Genomic DNA, 21,251 nt, shown 5'->3' on the forward strand with positions numbered 1-21,251 from the left:
TAATCTAAATATTTAGCAAGTACAAATTTTATAGCATTTTTTTGTGTGTTGGAAACAAATTTCCTTGTTTTTACTCCAAAGGGGGGATTTCTTGATGAATAGACGGTGAAGTGAACAGACCAAAAAGGTCCAGTTTGTTTTTACTGAACCTTTTTGTTTATATAAAACATTAAATATTTAATAGGTTACCTTGAAGTAACAAACTTATCAAAAAATTAATTTGATAACTTTTGGGCCTTTAATGCTAAGTGGAAGTTTAACTTTTGTTCAGGTACCATAAATGGATCAAAACCTAAAATTTCTTTTATTTTTTCAATACGGTATTTAACTGTATTAGGATGAACAAATAGCTTCTTCCCAGTTTCGGTAAAACTTTCATTTTCATCTAGATATATTTCTACAGTTTTAACTAAATCTAATCGATGCTTATAATCGTACTGTAATATCTTTTCAAGAAAATATGTTATAAAGTCTTTTAATATGTTATTTGGAATTTGCTCAATTATTTCATATATACCAAGTTCATATATTGCTGTGACGTTTTTAGCATTATAAATTCTTTTTCCAATATCTATTGCTCTAATTGCATCTTTATAGCTTTTTCCTAATTCTAAGGGAGAAGAATAAAAATTACCAATTCCAATTGAAATCTTAATATCCTTGAACTGTATATTGATGAACTTCTCCAATATAGAAGATATTTTATAAGCTTTGTCTCTAGCGAACTGTACTTCAGGATTTTTATTAAAATGGATAAAGAGAAGGATGGCGTTACCTTTTGTAAGACAAATAGTATGGGGACAAAACAATTCAATTTTAGGTATTATGCGGGAAAGTATGTGTTTTTCAATTTTGTATGATCCCATATTATTAATATATGCAACTTCATCTTGGGAAATCTTTGCAACTAGAATCATATGTTTGTTGGCTATGTTTATTCCAACCAACTCGCTTTTATTATATAGTTCTTCTTCATTTACAAACTTATCATTAAATAACTCTGTAAGAAAATCACTTCGAATACGGTCTTTAGTTTCAGATACTGCCTTTTGTTTTGCGATTTCCAGTGCAAGTGCTGTGGCTGCGTGTGATAACGCAATAATATCCAACTCTTGTAAGGTTTCTTTTAACTCCCATGTAAAAATATATCCAAATGGACTACTTTTTGCACCAGCTGGGAAAGCAACTTGGTGAAAGCTCTGTCCTCCAAATTCCAGTTGATCGGTATAATAATCTTTTTCTTGATGATGTTTTCTTATTGAATTTCTTAAATATGTAGAATTTCCCTTACCTAAAATTTCTTTAGCTTGGAAAAACCTTTGCAAAAAGTGTTCATCATTCGATGAAATTGAACCTGTAGCTAAAATATCAAAAGTGTCATTTATTATTAAAATAGGCTTTTTTATTAATTCTGCAAGAGATAGAGCAATCTTTTTAACATCTCCCCCCTCTAGAATAACCTTTGTTAATTCACGATTAATTTCCTCCGACCTTTTAAGAATTAGAGATTGATAATTGAGTATAGAGCCCAAGACAATTGAAAAAACTGTTGAATAGTTCATAGACGGCGGTAGCAAAACTAGTGGTAAACCATAAGTATCTGCAGCATGTACTAATTTATTATTTATTTGAAATCCAGTGATCATAGGGTGAATACCTAATGCTGCTACTCCAAAATTAGAAAACTTTTGTATTGTTTCAACTTGTCCTTCGTAATTATTGCTTAAGCTATGAAACGTAGTTAGAATAAATTCCCCACCAGCAATAAATTTATCCACCTTATTAGGTATTTCTAATACACTTACACTCTTTACTGTTCTATTTAATCCTTCATGCCCAGCAATTAAATTTAGTTTTTTAAGAGGCTCCATTTCTAACATACCTTTCACTGTCATCCTCACAATTATACCCTCCCATTAAGGCAATACATATTTGGATATTCATCCAAATATATCCATTTTTGGTGATTTCCTATTTAAAGTATAAACTTCATCCTTTTATTAAAATGATTAATAAGAAAATTCACCTTTTTACTGTAATACTATACTCTTTAAAGTTTATATTCAAAAAAATTATTAAAAAATTTAAAATATATATTCATTTCAGATAAAAGTTATGTTATATTCATAATAATTACAGTAGTACCACAAATATTTAGGGAATTCTGTAATTCAACTCTATCTCGTTACAGTAGACTTACAATTTATTAGGGGTTGCATTTAAATGGAGGATATTTACAAGAAAATCAAAGCTTTAAGGCTACAGAACAACCTTACATTGAAGGAGCTAAGTGAGGAAACCGGATTATCGCTTAGTTTTTTATCACAGATTGAAAGAGGAGCTTCATCACTTTCAATCACGTCATTAAAGAAAATAGCTGATGCACTTGGGGTATCGATGATTTTCTTTTTTGAAGAGGAAAGGTACAAGCAGTTGTATTTTTTAAGAAGGCAAGATCAGAAGTTTTTTAAAGTAAATGGCGGGCAACAAAGATATGCTCGCTTATCAGGTACCTTTCCTGACCGAAAGCTTGAACCGATGATGGTTATTCTTCCCCCTTACCTTAAAGAGGAACAAAAGCACAGTCATTTAGGAGAGGAGTTTTATTACATCTTAAAAGGTGATGTAATCTTTCATTTAAACGATGAAAGCTACCGCATGACAACAGGAGACACCATCCACTTTCCTTCAGAACTTATACACGAATGGGAAAATCCAACTTCAGAGGAAACTTTCATTTTAAGCGTAACAACACCAATCATTTTCTAATCCAAAGGAGTGCAGATCACATGAGAGTAGCAACAGATATCGGAGGTACCTTTACAGATATTGTTTACGTTGATGACCAAGGATATGTCGGGATTGCCAAAAGCAACACAACCCCGCCAAACTTTGAAAAAGGGGTTCTTGATGTTATTGAAAAAGCAGGTGTGAAATCTGAGAAATTGTCTATGTTTATTCATGGAACAACTGTCATCATTAATACGCTGACGGAGCGCAAGGGAGCCAAAATGGGGCTCATTACGACAAAGGGATTCCGGGATATTTTAGAGATTGCTAGAGGAAACAGACCGGACTTATTCAACGTCCGCTATAAAAAGCCGGAACCATTTGTTGAGCGTCATCTTCGTCTTGAAGTAGATGAGCGTCTTAATTACAAAGGTGAAATCCTTTCCCATCTGAAAAGAGAAGATATCGAAGCATGCGTAAATTACTTTAAAAAAGAGGGGGTTGAAGCTATTGCCGTTTCTTTTTTGCACTCTTATGTGAACCCATCACACGAAAAAGAAACAGTAAAGATCATCAAAGAGCTTTGGCCAGAAGTATTCGTTACATCATCAAACGAGATCACAAAAGAATGGCGTGAATATGAGAGAACAAACACAGCTGTTCTGAACGCCTATGTGCAGCCAACAGCGACAACCTATATTGATAAATTAGACAAGGAACTAAGAGAGCAAATTGAAATAGATCAGCGCTACATTATGCAGTCTAATGGCGGAACAACAAAGTTTAATAATGCCAAGGAAGCGCCGATCAATATGGTTGAATCCGGACCGGTTGCCGGTATTTTCGGGGCTGCGGTTCTTGGGGAGCTCATCGGTGAAAAGAACATTATTGCCTTTGACATCGGTGGTACAACAGCGAAATGTTCACTTATTGAAGATGGCGAAGTGAAGGTTTCCACTGACTACTACATTGAAAGAGACAGCCGTAATGCCGGATATCCAATTAAAGCACCTGTTGTTGATATCGTTGAAATCGGAAACGGAGGCGGATCCATTGCATGGATTGATAACGCAGGATCTCTGAAAGTCGGTCCTCAATCTGCCGGTGCTGATCCAGGACCTGTTGCATACGGATTAGGTGGCACAGAGCCAACGACCACAGATGCGAACCTTTTAACAGGCCGTCTGTCTCCAAAAAACTTTGACTATGACGTTGACATGAAAAGTGTTAGAGACGCCATCCAGAAAAAGATTGGGGACCATTACGGCATTACAGCTGAAGAGGCAGCGCTTGGTATTATCCGAATTGCTGACTCTAACATGCTAAATGCACTGAAATTGATTTCTATCCGTAAAGGACACAATCCGCAAGACTTCACATTACTTGCATTTGGCGGCGGGGGATCAATGCATGCGCCAGCGCTTGCTCTTGAACTAGGTGTTAAGAAAGTCGTTGTACCAATTGCTTCACCGGTATTCTCTGCCTGGGGAATGCTTATGACAGACTTGCGCCATGACTACATCAAGACATATATTAAGCGCTTAAATGAGCTTAGTCTTGCAGAAATGGATACCCAGTGGGACGAAATTGAAAAGCATGCCCTTGCTCATTATGAAGAAGAAGGCATGGTTGCAGATCAGGTAGAATTCCATCGCTTTGCCGATATGCGCTACCTTGGCCAGGAGCACACCGTTAAAGTGCCAGTGCCAAATGGCCAGTGGACAGAAGAAGATAAGCAAGCGATCATCGCGAAATTCCATGAGCTTCATGAAAAGAACTATACATTCCAGCTGGAAGATTCACCTACGGAAATCGTTAATCTTCATGTAACCGCTTTTGGTAAAGTGCCAAAACCTGCAATCGGTAAAGTGACACATACAGGCTCCCTTGAGGAAGCGAAAAAAGAAGACCGCAATGTTTACTACGAGAAACAAGGATGGATCAATACACCAGTCTATGACCGCGAAAAGCTACCGCCAAATGAATTTATCCAAGGGCCTGCAATTGTGGAAGAAAAAGCAGCGGTAACCGTGATTTATCAAGGACAGCAATTACACCTAGATGACTTCGGAAACATCATTATCGAAATGGAGGAGAGATAAATGACAACAACGAAAGTCAAAGTGGATCCATTTACATTGGAAATCGTTAAAGATTCTCTTTTAGCAGCAGGGGACGAAATGTTCGTCGCCCTTGCCCGTACATCTATGAGTCCCATTGTTTATGAAGTGCTCGATTACGCCAGTGGATTGACGGATGCAGAAGGAAACCTACTTACTCAAGGAAATGGTGTAACAGGATTCATCGGAATGCTTACGTTCATGGTAAAAGAAACGCTAAAAAAATATCCGGGCGAAAAATTACAGCCTGGCGACGTCATCATTATTAATGATCCATACAATGGCGGAGGCTCCCACCTTTCCGATGTCGGTCTTGTTATGCCGATCTTCTATGAAGGCGAACTTATTGCATTCTCTGCCAACAAAGCCCACTGGACAGAAGTTGGAGGAAAGGATCCAGGTTCATTTACAAATGATGCGGTTGATATCTTCCAGGAAGGTCTCCAATTTAATTGCATCAAGCTTTACGAAGCTGATCGCCTAAATGAAGGCATTGTTGAAATAATACGGTCCAATGTCCGATTCCCGGATCTTTCACTAGGGGATATGTGGGCACAAGTTGCGGCGCTTCGTACAGGTGACCGCCGATTAAAGGAGCTTTGCGACAAACATGGAAAAGATACAATTCTAGCTGCCATAGATTACTTATTAGATCATGGCGAAACGATTTCTCGCCAAGAAATTCAAAAGCTGCCAAAGGGCGTTTTTGAAGCAGAGGATTTCATTGATACAGACGGCGTTGGTAATGGGCCGTTCCCAATCAAAGTAAAAGTAACCATTACAGACGATGAGTTCATTTGCGATTTCCGGGGAAGTTCACCGCAGGTACCTGGACCGATGAACTGTTCCTTTACTGGGCTGATGTCAGCGGTTCGGGTCATTTTCTTAGCGATCACAAACCCGGAACAAGATGTCAATGATGGTGTATTCAGACCACTCAAGGTTATTGTGGATAAAAAATCCATCATGTCAGCTGAAAGACCAGTACCGGTTTCTAACTATTTCGAAACCCTTTTAGGAAGCCTGGATCTAGTCTGGAAAGCACTGGCACCACATCTTCCAAACCGCCTAACAGCAGGACATCATCTGTCTGTATGTTCCGTAACATTAACTGGTAATCACCAAGACACGGATGAGCCATTCCTAATCGTTGAACCTTCAGTCGGAGGCTGGGGCGGAGGTATGGGACAAGATGGAGCTTCCGGCCAATTCTGTATCGCTGATGGTGAAACCTATAACATTCCTGTTGAAGTGGCTGAAACGCGCTACGGCGTATTAATCGATGAATACAGTCTTCGCCAAGACTGCAATGGTGCTGGTGCAGGGGAGTATATCGGTGGTAAGGGGGTTATCCGAGCTTACCGGGCATTGTCCGATGGACAGGCTGCTACCATTACTTATGGGCGAAATAAATTCTATCCATGGGGTATGAACAAAGGTCATGAAGGATCACCAAACGAATTCTACATCCATAAAGCCAATGGTGAAGTTGACGGACCATACGGGGTTTACCCTCGATACAGGCTTCAAAAGAATGATGTGGTCCGCCTGATGACTGGAACAGGCGGCGGCTATGGAAATCCGCTAAACCGTCCGGCCGATCAGGTGGCCAAGGATGTGAAGAATGGCTACTTCACAGTAGAAGAAGCAAGAGCGCACTTCCTTGTTGAAGTGGACCCAGTAACATTTGAATATAAAGAACTGCCAGGCAGACAAGCATAATCGGAAGGCAATAAATATGAAGATAACAGAACCAAAAGTGACCGATGAAATCGTACAAACTCTTTTTAAAGACCAATTTCAAGGCGCTGAAGTGAAATTTGGCTTTGTCTCGATTCCTGCTGGAGCACGTCTTCCGCTAGAAGGAACGACTGCATATGAGGAACATGAGTATTCTTATATTCTGAAAGGTTCTTTATCTGGTGAAAGCGGAGGGAAACCTTACAATATCAAGGCAGGGGAAGCCTCGTATATTCCTGCAGGGGAAAAGCATTGGTGTGTCAACAATGCCGACAGTGCAGTTGAATTGGTATACGCATTAGTGAAGGGCTAATAAAGTATTAAACTATTAAATGAGGGGATATAAGATATTTCATCAGGAGAGGCGTAATACGTGTAAATAGATTGATTTTAAGGATTTTGGAGAATACAATCTTTTACTTTTGTGAAATGATATTGCGCCCGCAACTCTCCTTGTCCTTCTTTCTTTATTTAAATTTAGCATGTATTCGCCTCTAGATTTTCTATATGATATCGGAAATTTTCCCGAATTTAAATTAGAGGTGGGGTAAAAATGATTTATGAAAACCGAGTGTCTCAAGCATAAGTAAAATTACAAGAATTAAATTTACAAGCAGTAGTGGTAACCTCTCCATCGAATTTCTACTACTTTAGTGGAACATGGCTTGATTCTAATGAAAGATTACAGGCCATCATTATTCCACAAATCGGAAAACCAGTTATGATTGTACATGAAATGTCAAAAGAAGAAATACTTTTTACAGCTTCCTTTGAAATCGAGTTTTGGAAAGATGGCGACAATTCTATTGAATTGTTAGCTGAAAAGTTATCTTCTTATGCTACTGTGTCTATTGATGATTCTTGGCCAAGTGGAAAGTTATTAGAGTTAATGGAATACAAGAAAAATGTAACTTTCACCAAAGGATCAAACATCATTCATTCTTTAAGAATGTATAAAGATGAAAAAGAAATTGAACTTTTAAGGGAATCAGGAAAAATAGCAGATGAAGTAATGAAACAAATCATTGATTACATTAGTCCGGGTACTACCGAAAAAGAAGTGGCAGATGAAATTAAAAGGTTATTTGCTTTAAAAGGGGTAGAGAAGCTGTCATTCAACCCAATTGTAGGCGCAGAGAAAAATGGAGCTATCCCTCATCATCAATCTGACGAAACTATTATAAGGTCAGGGGATATGGTAGTTATTGATATGGGAGGAGTTAAAAATCATTACTGTTCCGATATCACCCGAACAATCGTAGTGGGTGAAGAACCAGATGAAGAAAAGAAAAATGTTTATGAAGTGGTTAAACGCGCGCAAGATGAGGCTGTCAAAGCTATCAGACCAGGAATTGAGCTAAAAGAAATTGACAAAATTGCTAGGGATATTATTAGCAAATCCGGTTATGGAGTAAACTTTACTCACCGAACTGGTCATGGTATAGGGATTGACGTTCATGAGGAACCATACGTTACTTTTAATAACAGTCAAGTTTTAGAACCTGGGATGGTCACTAGTGTGGAGCCCGGTATTTATTTAAGTGATAGATATGGCGTTAGAATTGAAGATATTGTTTTAGTTACACCAGTAGGATTTGAACGTCTAAATAACCTTTCGAGAGATCTCATTATCACTAAAAAGCCCAAAACAGCAAATATGAAGCAGTAGCAAAAGTAATATGGATCCAAAAGGTTAGCTGCTTAAAGGGATAGCCCTTCTGTAAGAAAACTAAAATTAAGGAGGAAGGAAAATGAAAAAGAAGATTTTATGGATTAATCCGGTCACAACTGATCTATTTGATCAAACATTTAAGGAAGAATACGAGAAGGTAAAACAAACAGATACGATTGTAGATGTTGTCTCGTTAAAACCAGCGCCTGGGCCCATTCATCTTGAATACAATGCTTATGAAGTCATGATAATGCCAGAAGTGCTAGAGATCATTTATCAGGCAGAAAAGGATGGCTATGATGCAGCGATTATTGGTTGTTTTTATGATCCTCTTATCAGAGCAGCTAGGGAAATTTCCAATAAAATAGTAATAACTGCCCCGGCAGAAGCTAGTTTACATCTTGCTTCTACACTTGGAGAAAGTATTTCTATTATTGTAGGTAGAGATAAGTGGATTCCAGAGATGAAAGAGAATGTTCATAAATACGGTTGCATAAATAAGCTTGCTTCTTTTAGATCTGTCAATTTGGGAGTAACCGATTTTCAGAAGGATCATGCTGAAACGGAAAAAAGGATTAAACAAGCTGCAAGGGAAGCAATGGAAATTGATGGGGCGGATGTTATCATCTTGGGATGCACAATGGAGTTTGGTTTCTATGATGTAATTCAAAGAGAACTGGGTATTCCTATTATTGACGCAAGTTTAGCCCCATTTAAATATGCAGAATATCTTGTAGAAATGAAGCAAAAATTCAATTGGGGCCATAGTAAAAGAATCGGATATCAGTCTCCTCCTGATAAGGAGATACATGAATGGGGCCTTTTTAAACAAAGAGCTAGTTTGAAAAACAATTAACATATTAAATTTGATGTAAATTATTTTATCGGAATAAAATTCTGATTTTTCGCACCATTATGAAATAATAAAAAATGGGGGAGTTATACTTCCCGAGGGAGGGAAATTATGGCGGGGCAACCGATGGAAATTAATAATTCAGGGGAAAAAGTTCAGGTTGGTTCTTATTTTAGCGACATGCCATTTACAAAGAAACATGCTTTTATAGGACTTGCGATATTCTTCGCTTTTATCATTGAGGCTTGGGAATTAATGATCATCATTTTTGTTAGTGGTTCAATCGCTTCCGAGTTTAACTTATCGACTGTACAAGTGGGCTCACTAATTGGTTCTGTTTTTTTAGGGATGATACCGGGAGCTTATATGTTCGGGATCATCGCCGATAAAATAGGACGGAAAAAAACAATGGTTTATAGTTTAATAGGTTTTTCTGTCTTTTCAATGATTAGTGTATTTTCCATTAATTTTAGCATGCTTTATACTACAAGGCTGTTAGCTGGTGTAGCAATTTCAGGATTGCTCGTTTGTATTTTTCCGTATTTTGGTGAAGTATTACCAGTAAAACAGCGTGGAAAAGCAAGTGGTTACTTATCTTCAGGCTGGCCTTTTGGTGTTCTAATTGCAGTAGGGATTACTGCACTTTCAACTGAAATAGGTGGATTATTAGCGAGCTGGAGATCTGTTCTCTTTATAAGTTCAATGGCTGGGCTATGGGCTCTTGTGCTAATGAAACTACCTGAATCTCCATATTGGTTAGTAGGAAAAGGAAGACAAAAAGAAGCCAAAGAGATTATTAATTACCTAAGCGATGGTAAGGTTAAAGTAGATGAAAACATACAGCTAGAAATCTCAAAAGTTCGACAGGCAAGTTACCCTGAGATTTTTAAAGGTAAGCTCTTAAAACTTACAACGTTGCAAACAATTATTAACTTTACTCTTGCTTTTGGCTATTGGGGTTTGTATACATGGATTCCTACATTATTAATGGAAAAGGGCCTATCAATGTCACAAAGCTTAGGATTTATAGCTTTAACTTCCATTATGCAGATTCCCGGTTATATAGTAGCTTCACATATGACAGCTAAATTTGGAAGAAAAAAAATACTATTTATTTTTGTAACTGGTGCAGCTATAAGTGGCTTCCTATTCGCCTTTTCTTCTAGCATGGTTGAACTATACCTTTTCAACTTCCTTCTATCATTCTTTAATCAAGGGGCTTGGGCGGTATGGAATACCTGGTTCGGAGAAATCTATCCGACAAATGTTCGGGGAACTGGATATAGCTTCGGTGCAGCCTCACAACGTTGGGCTAATACTTTTGCCCCTTCACTTATAGGTCTTGTAATTGGTTTAGGCTGGACATTTGGGGCAACCGTTTCTTTTATAGAAGCTTTTGTGGTTGTTACTATGGTAACATTACTTTTCTTGCCGGAGACGGAAGGGAAAATTTTAAATTAGCGACACAATTACATGGAATTTACTGAATATTCAATCGTGATGTATAAGGTGGTTAGTAGGCCTCACGAGATAACTTTAAGAGACGAGGGGAGACTAGTATGGAAAAGAAAATTTTGTATATAAATCCGCTGCATACAGATGTATTTGATATACCATATCAGGATTTGCTTAATTCAGCAAAAGAGCCGAGTACTGTTGTTGATGTTATTTCCTTCAAAGGTGTTGGGCCAACACACCTTCAATACAATGCCTATAATGCTATGATTATGCCAGAATTAATTAAACAGGTGCAAAAAGCGGAAGCTAGCGGGTACGATGCAGCCGTTATTGGATGTTTTTATGATCCGGGCCTTAGGGCATGCAGAGAGGTTGCAGATAAGATGGCCATTATTGGGCCATCTGAAGCTTCCCTTCATCTTGCTTCTACCCTAGGGGAAAACATTTCAATAATTGTGAGCGAAAGAAAATGTATTCCCGAAATGAAGGAAAATGTCCATAAATACGGGTTTATAGAAAAACTTGCATCGTTTGAGTCAGTAGAAATAAAGGTACACGATTTCCAGAAAAATCATGAAGAAACTAAAAGAAGAATTCGTGCCGCTGCACTTAATGCCATCCAAAATAAGGGATCGGATGTAATTGTACTGGGTTGTACTGCAGAGTTTGGTTTTTATGAAGAATTACAAGAGGAATTAAGGGTTCCGGTTATTGATCCAGGTTTAGCATCATTTAAGTATGCAGAGTATCTTGTAGAATTAAGGAAAAAGTTTAACTGGGCACATAGTAAACTAATTGGATATCAATCTCCACCTGCACAAGAAATGAATAAGTGGCTAGTATTCTCTTAAAGAAAAGTACCTTGCTTTAGAAAAGTATAAAAATAACCGACTACAATCCTTTAAGAAGGGGTAGTCGGTTATTTTTGCAGAATCTGCATTAAGTTATTTAGGGCTCGGGATTCAGCCTCCTACTCCAAGCTGGGGAAATATTCTCCAAAGCGCACAGACTCTGCCGATCATGCTTAATTCATGGTGGTATCCGCTGTTCCCTGGTGTGGCCATATTACTTACGGTTCTCGCCTTTAACTTTGTTGGAGACGGGCTAAGGGATGCATTTGATCCAAAAATCAAATAACATCCAATGGAAGAAACCTTAACAATTGATTATCTCTTTAATATTGATATATTACCCCCTATCTTTTCTTTTGAAAGGCATACCAAGTTGTATGCCTGTTTTTTATGCACAAAAAAACAAAACGCCTGGATTCAAGCGTTTTGTTTCGTTCATATTATTTCCCTTCAATATACGTCCACTTATAGCTGAAAGTTGAATTTGGCAGGGCAACAAACCCTTTTACATATGGTTTTAAAAGATATGCGTCACTTGCTTGATACATCGGTGAAATGACTACGTCTTTTTCAATTAGGATTTGTTCAGCATCCTGAAGATTGTTAAATCGCTCTTCAATATTGGTAAAATCGACCTGTGCTTTTTTCACTAGATTGTCATAATCGGCACTTACATAGCTTTGCCAGTTGTATGGACCGTCTGAAAGGTGAATAGACATAAAATCTGTTGGATCGGCAATCCCGCTGCGCCAGCCGGAATGGCTCATATCATATTCCTGTTGACCTTCTAATGCAAGTTTTTGTTTATTCGGCTGTTGGTTGATATTGAGAGTTAATCCTGGCAGGTTCTTCTCGAGTTGGTTCTTAATATATTCTGCTACGGATTTGCGCTGACCGTCATCATAACTTAAAAATTCTAATTCAACTTTGTCTGTACCGAGCTCTTCTAGACCTTTTTGCCAATATTCTTGCGCTTTTTCTATTCCTTCATCGTTAAAGTTACCGTGTTTGCCTCTGAAATCACTTCCATCAGTAACGGTTACCATTTTTTCAGGAATTAAATAGTAAGCAGGGATGGAACCGTTTTTAAGAATTAATTCTGCCGCTTCTTTCTTATTCCAGCCCATATCGATAGCTTTTCGGATATTCACATTGCTTAAATATTTGTTTTGAAGGTTAAAGCGGATAAAATACATTTCCCTTTTTATTAAAGAATGAAGATCTGGACTGCCTTGGTAAAGATCAACAAATTCTGATGATACGTTTGTCATGTCGACAGAACCAGAATCATACAGATTTACACCTGTTGAAACGTCTTTTACGACTTTGAAATTGATCGTTTCAATCTTTACATTTCCTGCATCCCAGTAGGTAGGGTTTTTCTTAAGCACCCAGCCTTCTTCATGTTTCCATGAATCTAGAATAAAAGGGCCATTATAAATTAAGTTTTCAGGTTCTAATGCATACTTGTCGCCTTGGGAACTTAAAAATTCTTCATTTTGCGGGTAGAAGAGAGTATTATTGGTTACTGTATCTAGAAAATAAGGAATCGCATGTTTTAATTGAACTTCTAGTGTGAAGTCATCAATCGCTTTAACACCGAGTGATTCTACTTTACCATAAAGTTCATGGTCTTTATTTTGAATTTCTGCTGCGTTCAGGATACTATCCATTTCATAGGAGTGTGGTGACAGGGTGTCTGGATGGAGTGCTCTCTGCCAGGCGAATACAAAATCATGAGCTGTTACAGGTGTCCCATTGCTCCATTTTGTATCATCCCGTAAATGAAAAGTGTATGTTTTGCCGTCGGCGCTAACTTCATGATCTTTTGCTACTCCAGGTACGATTTTTTGGTCTGGGTCCACTCTGTATAGACCTTCATAAAGATTTAACATAATTGTGCCTGAAAGACCGTCAATTACTCCATTTGTTTTTAATGTAGGAATTTCATTCGCTGCATACAAATTTAACGTTTGATCTTCTACAACAGAAGTAGAGGGCTGATTATTTTCAGATCCTTTTGTTTCTGGTGTTGATGAAGGCTTGCTAGTTTCATTGCTTTTTCCATAGCAGCCTGTTAGGGCCAAAGCGATAAGTAGAGAAAGAATGACAGTTATTGCAGATTTTAGTTTTAACAAATTATTATCCCCCTTTTTAGAATATTCAAAATATACTTTTGCAAGAATTGTGCCAGTACATAAGTCCTTTAATTGATTAGTGGATTTTGAAAATTTTAATTAATCAAATTCCCTGTGTTTAAAAAATTATACACGAGTTGTCAAAAAATTTTGAATGTGTAAAAAATAATAAAACTTAAACTGAAAAACAAACCTATTATTTTTAAAATTTATCTCGTTTTTATGTGGCACAATAATTGCATTAATATTAATTGAATCTCAAACTTGAGGGGGAATACGGATGGAAAAAATTAATAGACTCCGAGAGAAGTTTCATGAATTAGGTGTAAATGGAATGATGATCGTTCATCCAGTGAACAGGTTGTACATGTCTGGTTTTACTGGAAGCAATGGGGTACTTCTCATTACTGAAACAGAAGCAAAGCTTATTACCGATTATCGCTATTTTGAACAGGCTCAAAATCAGGCAAAGAACTTTGAAATTGTTTTGCACGCAGGGCATACAGGCCATAAAGGGAAAATCTTTGAAGAGGTTGTTGTCCAAGCAAATGAAATGAAGATTAGTAAGCTTGGTTTTGAGCAAGAGCATTTATCCTATGGGCTATTTAGCAGAAATGAAACACTATTCTCCGCTGAACTAGTGCCAACTTTTGAAGTTGTCGAGAAGATTCGTATGATTAAAACGGATGACGAAATTAAGAAATTGCGGGTTGCCGCGGATATTACTGACAAAGCGTATTTACATATTCTAAATATTATCCGGGCTGGTATGTCTGAACTCGATGTAGCAGAAGAACTTGGAGCATTTATTAAAAAACATGGAGGGACAACTACATCCTTTTCTCCAATCGTAGCATCCGGATATCGCGCCTCATTGCCACATGGCCGTGCTAGTGGTAAAATTATTGAAAAGGGCGATATGATTACAATTGATTTTGGGGCCAATTACGAAGGCTATTGGGCTGATATTTCCAGAGTTGTTTCAATCGGAGAGCCAGCACCTGAATTAAGAAACCTTCATGATATTGTGCTGACTTCATTCGAAAATTGCGTTGCCCAATTGCGTCCGGGACTGACTGACCAAGAGGTCGACTATTTAATGCGTGAAAATATTATTAAGCACGGGTTTAATGAACAATCAGGAACTGGTACAGGTCATGGAATTGGGCTAGAAGTGCATGAAGCCCCGTTATTCTCTGTTTTAAAAGACAAAGTTTTAGAGGAAAACATGGTGATAACCGTGGAGCCTGGCGTTTATTTAAAAGGATTAGGCGGAGCGAGGGTAGAGGATGTTATCCTAATTACCGAAAATGGCCGAGAAGTTTTAACTCCATCAACAAAGGAGCTAGTCATTTTATAGCGCTAAGTTTTGTTAAATACTATTAAATGTAAGGGATGACATCTTATGCAAGAACAATATCAAAGTAGATTAAATGAGTTAAAGAAATACTTAGAAAATCAAAATGTCGATATAGCGATCATTAAGGATCCAAAAAATGTTTTCTATTATACAGGTTTTAATTCTGATCCTCATGAAAGATTTATGGCTTTAGTCATGGATCTTAATAAGGGAAATCAATATTTATTTGTTCCTGCGTTAGATCAGGAAATTGCAGAAAATGATTCTTTCGTAAAAAAAATTGTAACGATTTCAGATGAAGTAAATCCATATAAAGTTTTAAAAGACACGATTGGTGAAGGTGTTCATGAAATCGGTCTAGAAACAAAAGTAATTTCTTTATATCAGCATGAACAGCTTAATCACTTCTTCTCTGATTTAAACTATAAAAATATTGGGGATTTTATTTCCCAGCAAAGAATGAAAAAGTCTCAAGAGGAATGCAGCAAGATTCAGACTGCCATTCATGTCATTGAAAAAGTAATGGCCGAAGGAATTAAAAAGGTAAAAGCGGGAATGACAGAGCGAGACTTTACAGCAGAGTTAGAATTTTTAATGAGAAAGTTTGGGGCAGCTGGACCATCATTTTCAACGATTGTTCTTTCAGGCGAGAAAGCTTCATTGCCCCATGGAAGCCCAGATCATAAAACGATCAATCAAGGCGACTTTTTACTGATTGATATGGGTGTTATTGTAGATGGCTATTGTTCTGACATTACCCGAACTTTCGTCATTGGTGAGGAAACTGCGAAGCAAAGAGAAATATATGATATTGTTCGAAAATCCACAGATGCTGGCGTAAATGCTTGTAAAGCTGGTATTCGTATCGGGGAAATTGATATTGCGGCCCGCAACGTAATAAAAGAAGCTGGCTATGGGGAATATTTTAATAACCGTGTCGGGCATGGTTTGGGAATCGATGTGCATGAAGAGCCTTCAGTTCATGAAAATAATGATTTAATCGTAGAAAGCGGGCTCCTGTTTACAATTGAGCCAGGCATTTATATTCCGGGATATGGTGGGGTACGGATTGAGGAAAATGTTTATATTGATGAAAATGGCAAAGGAAAGAAGCTAACTTCATTTCCAACAGAATTGATTCGAATTGGATAAGTTTCAAAGAAAAAAACCAGCATAGTGCTGGTTTTTTTCTTTGAAGATCCACCTTACGCTCCCAAATACGCTTTAATAATTTTATCATCTTCCCGGAGAACTTCAGCAGTATCATGCATAACAATATTACCAATTTCAATTAAATAGCCTCTATTGGCAAGACGGAGGGCGGCCTTAGCATTTTGCTCAATTAATAGAATGGTCGTCCCTTGCTTGTTAATTTCCTGGATAATTTTCATAATCTCTTGAACGATAATCGGAGCAAGTCCCATCGATGGCTCATCAAGCATCAATAGCTTTGGATTTCCCATTAAACCGCGGCTGATAGCAACCATCTGCTGCTCCCCCCCGCTGAGTGTGCCAGCTAACTGCTTCGATCGTTCCTTTAGCCGTGGAAACAGGTCAAAAGATCGTTCAATTCCTTCCTTTATCCATTTCTTGTCCTTTCTATATGTAAAGGCACCTAACTCTAAATTTTCCGTAACAGTGAGGCCGCCAAAAATTCGTCTTCCCTCAGGGACATGAATAATTCCTGTTTCAACAATTTTATGCGGCGGAACTCCGACAAGGCTCTGATTATTCCATTCAATATTACCTGATTTTGGCTTAATCAATCCGGATATCGTTTTGAGGGTCGTACTTTTGCCAGCTCCATTGCTTCCAAGCAAAGCAACAATTTCCCCTTCATTAATTTCCAAATTTATATTATTTAGTGCATGAATTTTCCCATAGTAAGAGTTTACGTCCGTCAGTTTTAGTAGAGGCTTCAAACGACTTCCTCCTTGCCAAGGTATGCTTCGATGACCTTTTCGTTTTTCAGCACTTCTTCAGGGGTGCCTTCTGCAATTTTACAGCCATAATCAATAACCGTAATATGCTCGGAGATTTGTTTAATTAATGCCATATCATGCTCAATCATTAAAACGGTAATATTAAATTCGTCACGGACTCTTCTAATCAGCCCAATTAAATATTGCTTTTCTTCAAAATTTAGCCCTGCAGCCGGCTCGTCTAATAGCAATAATTTCGGCTGGGTGGCCAGTGCTCTGGCAATCTCTAAATAGCGTTGGGCACCATATGGGAGATTCTTTGCCGATCTTTTCAAATACTTAGTGATCCCTACAAATTCAATGCAATCCATAGCAACCTGTTCGATTAATCTTTCTTCTTCTTTTTGACTTTTTGTTTGAAACAAGGCACCCCAAACGGCCTGTTTCGTACGGCAATGCATTCCAGACTTTACATTATCCAACACAGATAAATTTGGAAACAAACGAAGGTTCTGAAATGTCCGGGCCATTCCTAATACCGTTATTTGACTAGGTTTTTTATTGATTAAGCTAGTCCCGTCCAAATTAATTTCTCCGCTAGTCGGACGGTAAAAGCCAGTAATCATATTAAATACTGAAGTTTTTCCAGCTCCATTCGGTCCAATAATACTGGATATAGAGTTCTTTTCAACAGTAAAGGACAAATCATTTACAGCAAGTAATCCTCCGAACTGAAGCTTTAAATCTTTAACAGTTAATAGTGACATCTGAATCCCCTCTCTTTCGAAGTAGAACTAAATAGATATAGTGTGTTTTGGGTCATTCGTTTTTTCATCATCGTCTATATCGGCCACATCCTCAGTTCCGTTTTTAGATGGCCATATTCCTTGCGGACGGAAGATCATCATAGCCACTAAGGAAACCCCGAATATTAAATAGCGCCAATCATCTGCACCACGCAGAATCTCTGGAAGAACGATGACTAATACAGCACCAATCACAACACCTGGAATACTTCCAAGTCCTCCTAATACAACGGCAAGAAGAATCATAACTGATTGTAAAAAGCTAAAGCTTAAAGGAGCGATTGCACTCATTTTGACAGCGAAGATAGAACCGGCAAAACTTCCGATAACGGCTCCGGAAGCATACGAAAGCAATTTCAGCCGGATTCGATTAATACCCATAGCTTCTGCGGCATCCTCATCCTCACGAATATAAATCCATGCTCGTCCGATTCTTGAACGCCCTAATCTGTAAACGGCAATAATGGAAAGGATGGCGACAATTAATATTAAATAATAAAAGTCCTTTTGTGATGATAAAATATAGCTGCCAATAGCTGGTCTTGGAATACCATAAATTCCTGAAGCAGACCCGGTAATTTCCAAATTGGTGGCTAATATTTTTACAATTTCCCCGAATCCAAGGGTAACAATGGCTAAATAATCACTTCTTAAGCGGAGAGTTGGGGTTCCAACAACGACACCCGCGATAACTGCGCAAATGAACGCGACAGGAAGCGTGAGCCAGAAAGACCAATGATAAGTGGTCATCAGTATGGCAGTTGTATAGGCTCCAACAGCGAAAAACGCGGCATAGCCTAAATCCAACAGACCGGTATATCCGACTACTATATTCAATCCTTGCGTCAGAACAACATAAAAAAGTACAAGGGTTAAGACATCTAACCAATAACTATTCAGAAAAAATGGAAGAATGAATAAGGCGATGATGGCTAGCAGAAGGGATTGTTTCCTATACTTTTTCATCATTACATCCTCTCCATTTCTTTTGCTCCCAGTATGCCTGTAGGCTTAAATACTAAGAATAGGATGAGAATTCCAAAGGCAAGTACGTCTTTCCACGATCCGCCAAGATAAAAGGTGCCGAAAGCTTCGATAATCCCAAGTACTAGACCTCCAAGCATAGCGCCTGTTATATTTCCAATACCGCCTAATACAGCAGCAGTAAAAGCCTTCAACCCAATGATAAATCCCATCATAAAATTAATCGTTCCGTAGTAGACGCCTGACATGATTCCGGCTCCGGCAGCCAAGAATGCACCAATAAAAAATGTAAGGGCAATGATTCGGTGTACGTTAACGCCCATTAAGCTGCAAGCCGTTTGATCTAAAGCAATGGCACGCATCGCCTTACCGTAAATGGTTTTATCAATAAATAAGCGAAGACCAATCATCAATAGTGCAGAAAGTATAATCATACCTATCTGAGCAAATGAGATTTGCGCTCCTAAAAACTGAAGTCCATCATTTGGCAGTTTAATAGGGTATACCTTGTAAGAAGCACCCCACCCGATCATAGATGTATATTCCAGTGATAAGGACACACCAATTGCTGTGATTAAGATTGACAGCCTAGGGGCAAGCAACAGCGGCCGATAGGCAATTCTCTCAATACCCATCCCTAGAAGTCCGACAATTGCCATCGTAGCAATGAAAACAATGCCAATACCTAATACTCCGGTATTAAACCCGCCATCACCCGTAATGAAAGAGAGGAGGGTAAATCCGATAAAGGCACCTATCATATAAAGATCGCCATGGGCAAAGTTTAGTAGCTTAATAATTCCATATACCATCGTATATCCTAAAGCAACTAAGCTATAAAAGGCACCTATGACCAATCCATCAATTAGTATTTGTAAAAATATATCCATTATTATTCCGACTCTCCTCTGTGCGTAAAATTTGGCGGATGCCTGAAGTGAATTTGGTGCTGTCCCACAAGGGGCGACCTTTACAATGCCTAACGTATTAACGATACACATTTAATTGTCGGCCCCCTGTATAGGACAGCCCAATGCAGATAAGAGGAATGTGAAACGCTTTACCTAAGGGTTATTCGTTCCAGTGACTTTTACTTATTTTTCTAAAGTGAAGTCTCCATTTTCTACTTTCATAACATGGTAGTTCGATTGATTTAGAGAGTTTTGGTCATTGAATTCAATCACTTGGCCAATGCCTTCAAAGCCTTTCGTTTCTTTTAGTGCTTTTCTTACGTCTTCACTATTTGTTGAGTCTGCTCTCTTTAATGCATCAGCTAATAGATTCATCCCGTTATAAGATAAAGCAGAGAATGGACCAGGTGATAAGTCGTTGTACTTACTCTTATATTCTTTAACAAACTCATCGGCACCAGGAATAAAGTTCGCCGTAGGAGTAGCTGTTACTAATAAACCGTCTGCATTATCAGCTCCGGCGATATCGATAATATCTGGTGAATAACTGCCATCTCCAACCATGAAAAATCCGGAAACGCCTTTTTCCTTAAATTGCTTGAGCATTAGGCCGCCAGCTGCATAATAGCCGGTAAAAAAAGTACCATCAGGGTTTAGTGATTTTAGTTTAGTCATTAATGAGCCGAAGTCTTTTTCTTCAGGATTAATTGCTTCGAAGCCAACGACTTTACCGCCATTTCCTTCAACAGATTTCTGAGCAAAATCAGCTAAGTTTTTTGCGTAAGCTGAGTTATCATGAATGATGACAACGTTATTAGCGCCTTTGTCCTTGAAATAGTCAGCTCCTGTTTGAGCTTGGTCAGGAACTAAACCATTAATTAGAAATAGTCCCTCATAGCCTTGTGCTGGTAATTCTGATGAATTAGCTGCAGCAACAATCATAGGGATTTTAGCGTTATGGAAAACACCTGATGCTGGCAATGTAGATCCAGAACAATAGCCTCCAACAACTGCAGTTACTTTCATGGAAACAAGCTTATTAGCAGCTGTTGTAGCCATTTGAGGATCACAAGCATCGTCAGCCACTTCAAGCTTTAATTTTTTTCCATTCACTCCGCCGTCATTATTTATTTTCTCGGCAGCCATTTGCATAGCGTTTAACATGTCTTTCCCGTCAGTGGCATTATTTCCTGTTACCGGCAGGAGAACCCCAACCAAAATTTCTTCGGAATCGCTTTTTCCACCGCCAGAACTGCCCTCACTTGAACAGGCACTTAGGAAAATAGAGAAGATGAGCAATAGACCGATTGTTATAATGGAATACTTTTTCAAATGAAACACCCCTTTTATTTTTTTGCTTTTCCTACTAATTTTTGGCTAATGATTTTATAAAAAAGGATAGGATCGTACTTTCACCTCCTTAAAAATAGTTTCTTTACTTCAAAGAAAAGGGAAAGCTTACTGCTCGTTTGTGTGAGGAGTGCTAAGATGTTAAATGATTTAGCCCTTTTTTCACTATCGCGATGATGTGTGTGAGGAATTGTGAATGATAGAAAAATAGTGTATGTCTGAAAGTGTATAATATTCGGAAAATAATTACTAGTATAAATTTTGTTGAAGTGTGACTTTCTTATTACTTCTGAATCGTTTTATGCCATTGGGTTTGTCAAAGATTATGGACACTTTATAGGTAATTAGTGATAAAA

Annotated in this window: 16 protein-coding genes and 2 pseudogenes; 11 read left to right on the plus strand and 7 right to left on the minus strand. The window is 38.2% G+C overall.

Going from position 1 to position 21,251, the window contains the following annotated elements; all coding sequences use genetic code 11:
- Nucleotides 1-215: 215 nt before the first annotated feature.
- Nucleotides 216-1,895 (minus strand): PucR family transcriptional regulator, encoded by a 1,680-nt coding sequence (locus AR328_RS05995; protein WP_231734772.1) that lies wholly within the window; start codon nt 1,893-1,895, stop codon nt 216-218.
- Nucleotides 1,896-2,223: 328 nt separating this feature from the next.
- On the opposite strand from AR328_RS05995, the gene AR328_RS06000 reads away from it, so the two are divergent.
- From AR328_RS06000 to AR328_RS22110, 9 genes and pseudogenes are all read left to right on the plus strand, one after another.
- Nucleotides 2,224-2,769 carry a helix-turn-helix domain-containing protein gene (locus AR328_RS06000; RefSeq protein ID WP_066291693.1) on the plus strand — a complete coding sequence of 182 codons (546 nt, stop codon included), beginning with the start codon at nt 2,224-2,226 and terminating at the stop codon, nt 2,767-2,769.
- A 20-nt stretch (nt 2,770-2,789) separates the two neighbouring features.
- Nucleotides 2,790-4,832 (plus strand): hydantoinase/oxoprolinase family protein, encoded by a 2,043-nt coding sequence (locus AR328_RS06005; RefSeq protein ID WP_066291696.1) that lies wholly within the window; start codon nt 2,790-2,792, stop codon nt 4,830-4,832.
- Nucleotides 4,833-6,572: a hydantoinase B/oxoprolinase family protein gene (locus tag AR328_RS06010; RefSeq protein WP_066291698.1), complete on the plus strand. Its 1,740-nt coding sequence runs from the start codon at nt 4,833-4,835 to the stop codon at nt 6,570-6,572.
- A gap of 16 nt (nt 6,573-6,588) precedes the next feature.
- Nucleotides 6,589-6,903 carry a cupin domain-containing protein gene (locus tag AR328_RS06015; RefSeq protein WP_066291700.1) on the plus strand — a complete coding sequence of 105 codons (315 nt, stop codon included), beginning with the start codon at nt 6,589-6,591 and terminating at the stop codon, nt 6,901-6,903.
- 288 nt (nt 6,904-7,191) lie between these two features.
- Nucleotides 7,192-8,259 (plus strand): annotated as a pseudogene (locus AR328_RS06020) (M24 family metallopeptidase); the annotation flags it as partial.
- 82 nt (nt 8,260-8,341) lie between these two features.
- Nucleotides 8,342-9,118: an aspartate/glutamate racemase family protein gene (locus tag AR328_RS06025; protein WP_066291702.1), complete on the plus strand. Its 777-nt coding sequence runs from the start codon at nt 8,342-8,344 to the stop codon at nt 9,116-9,118.
- Nucleotides 9,119-9,226: 108 nt separating this feature from the next.
- Complete coding sequence (locus AR328_RS06030) at nt 9,227-10,576, plus strand: MFS transporter (protein WP_066291707.1); 1,350 nt, start codon at nt 9,227-9,229, stop codon at nt 10,574-10,576.
- A gap of 98 nt (nt 10,577-10,674) precedes the next feature.
- On the plus strand, nt 10,675-11,424 hold the full coding sequence (locus AR328_RS06035; protein ID WP_066291716.1) for an aspartate/glutamate racemase family protein: 750 nt from the start codon (nt 10,675-10,677) through the stop codon (nt 11,422-11,424).
- A gap of 64 nt (nt 11,425-11,488) precedes the next feature.
- A pseudogene (locus AR328_RS22110) lies at nt 11,489-11,710 on the plus strand (ABC transporter permease subunit); the annotation flags it as partial.
- Nucleotides 11,711-11,864: 154 nt separating this feature from the next.
- Here the strand turns inward: AR328_RS22110 and AR328_RS06040 are convergent.
- Nucleotides 11,865-13,562, minus strand: a complete 1,698-nt coding sequence (locus AR328_RS06040) for a peptide ABC transporter substrate-binding protein (RefSeq protein WP_066291717.1) — start codon at nt 13,560-13,562, stop codon at nt 11,865-11,867.
- 280 nt (nt 13,563-13,842) lie between these two features.
- Here AR328_RS06040 and AR328_RS06045 point away from each other — a divergent pair, with 280 nt between their 5' ends.
- Nucleotides 13,843-14,922, plus strand: a complete 1,080-nt coding sequence (locus AR328_RS06045) for a M24 family metallopeptidase (protein WP_066291720.1) — start codon at nt 13,843-13,845, stop codon at nt 14,920-14,922.
- A gap of 45 nt (nt 14,923-14,967) precedes the next feature.
- On the plus strand, nt 14,968-16,074 hold the full coding sequence (locus tag AR328_RS06050; RefSeq protein WP_066291722.1) for a M24 family metallopeptidase: 1,107 nt from the start codon (nt 14,968-14,970) through the stop codon (nt 16,072-16,074).
- A 53-nt stretch (nt 16,075-16,127) separates the two neighbouring features.
- Here AR328_RS06050 and AR328_RS06055 read toward each other — a convergent pair whose 3' ends face one another.
- The 5 genes from AR328_RS06055 to AR328_RS06075 form a co-directional block, all read right to left on the minus strand.
- Nucleotides 16,128-16,844 carry an ABC transporter ATP-binding protein gene (locus tag AR328_RS06055; protein ID WP_066291728.1) on the minus strand — a complete coding sequence of 239 codons (717 nt, stop codon included), beginning with the start codon at nt 16,842-16,844 and terminating at the stop codon, nt 16,128-16,130.
- Nucleotides 16,841-17,611, minus strand: a complete 771-nt coding sequence (locus tag AR328_RS06060) for an ABC transporter ATP-binding protein (RefSeq protein WP_066291734.1) — start codon at nt 17,609-17,611, stop codon at nt 16,841-16,843. The genes AR328_RS06055 and AR328_RS06060 overlap by 4 nt, the downstream gene beginning before the upstream one ends.
- 27 nt (nt 17,612-17,638) lie before the next feature.
- Entirely contained in the window at nt 17,639-18,619 is a 981-nt protein-coding gene (locus AR328_RS06065; protein ID WP_082677137.1) for a branched-chain amino acid ABC transporter permease, read from the minus strand.
- Nucleotides 18,619-19,524, minus strand: a complete 906-nt coding sequence (locus tag AR328_RS06070) for a branched-chain amino acid ABC transporter permease (protein ID WP_066291970.1) — start codon at nt 19,522-19,524, stop codon at nt 18,619-18,621. The genes AR328_RS06065 and AR328_RS06070 overlap by 1 nt, the downstream gene beginning before the upstream one ends.
- Before the next feature lie 204 nt (nt 19,525-19,728).
- Nucleotides 19,729-20,877 carry a branched-chain amino acid ABC transporter substrate-binding protein gene (locus tag AR328_RS06075; RefSeq protein WP_066291740.1) on the minus strand — a complete coding sequence of 383 codons (1,149 nt, stop codon included), beginning with the start codon at nt 20,875-20,877 and terminating at the stop codon, nt 19,729-19,731.
- Nucleotides 20,878-21,251: the final 374 nt, after the last annotated feature.

The sequence above is a fragment of the Bacillus sp. FJAT-29937 genome, from assembly GCF_001509555.1.
Classification (GTDB): Bacteria; Bacillota; Bacilli; order Bacillales; family Cytobacillaceae; genus Cytobacillus.

Bases quoted from the DNA above. Each gene is read 5' to 3' on its own strand.
- AR328_RS05995 (WP_231734772.1), bottom strand. From the start codon at position 1,895: ATGACAGTGAAAGGTATGTTAGAAATGGAGCCTCTTAAAAAACTAAAT.
- AR328_RS06000 (WP_066291693.1), top strand. From the start codon at position 2,224: ATGGAGGATATTTACAAGAAAATCAAAGCTTTAAGGCTACAGAACAAC.
- AR328_RS06005 (WP_066291696.1), top strand. From the start codon at position 2,790: ATGAGAGTAGCAACAGATATCGGAGGTACCTTTACAGATATTGTTTAC.
- AR328_RS06010 (WP_066291698.1), top strand. From the start codon at position 4,833: ATGACAACAACGAAAGTCAAAGTGGATCCATTTACATTGGAAATCGTT.
- AR328_RS06015 (WP_066291700.1), top strand. From the start codon at position 6,589: ATGAAGATAACAGAACCAAAAGTGACCGATGAAATCGTACAAACTCTT.
- AR328_RS06025 (WP_066291702.1), top strand. From the start codon at position 8,342: ATGAAAAAGAAGATTTTATGGATTAATCCGGTCACAACTGATCTATTT.
- AR328_RS06030 (WP_066291707.1), top strand. From the start codon at position 9,227: ATGGCGGGGCAACCGATGGAAATTAATAATTCAGGGGAAAAAGTTCAG.
- AR328_RS06035 (WP_066291716.1), top strand. From the start codon at position 10,675: ATGGAAAAGAAAATTTTGTATATAAATCCGCTGCATACAGATGTATTT.
- AR328_RS06045 (WP_066291720.1), top strand. From the start codon at position 13,843: ATGGAAAAAATTAATAGACTCCGAGAGAAGTTTCATGAATTAGGTGTA.
- AR328_RS06050 (WP_066291722.1), top strand. From the start codon at position 14,968: ATGCAAGAACAATATCAAAGTAGATTAAATGAGTTAAAGAAATACTTA.
- AR328_RS06060 (WP_066291734.1), bottom strand. From the start codon at position 17,611: ATGTCACTATTAACTGTTAAAGATTTAAAGCTTCAGTTCGGAGGATTA.
- AR328_RS06065 (WP_082677137.1), bottom strand. From the start codon at position 18,619: ATGATGAAAAAGTATAGGAAACAATCCCTTCTGCTAGCCATCATCGCC.
- AR328_RS06070 (WP_066291970.1), bottom strand. From the start codon at position 19,524: ATGGATATATTTTTACAAATACTAATTGATGGATTGGTCATAGGTGCC.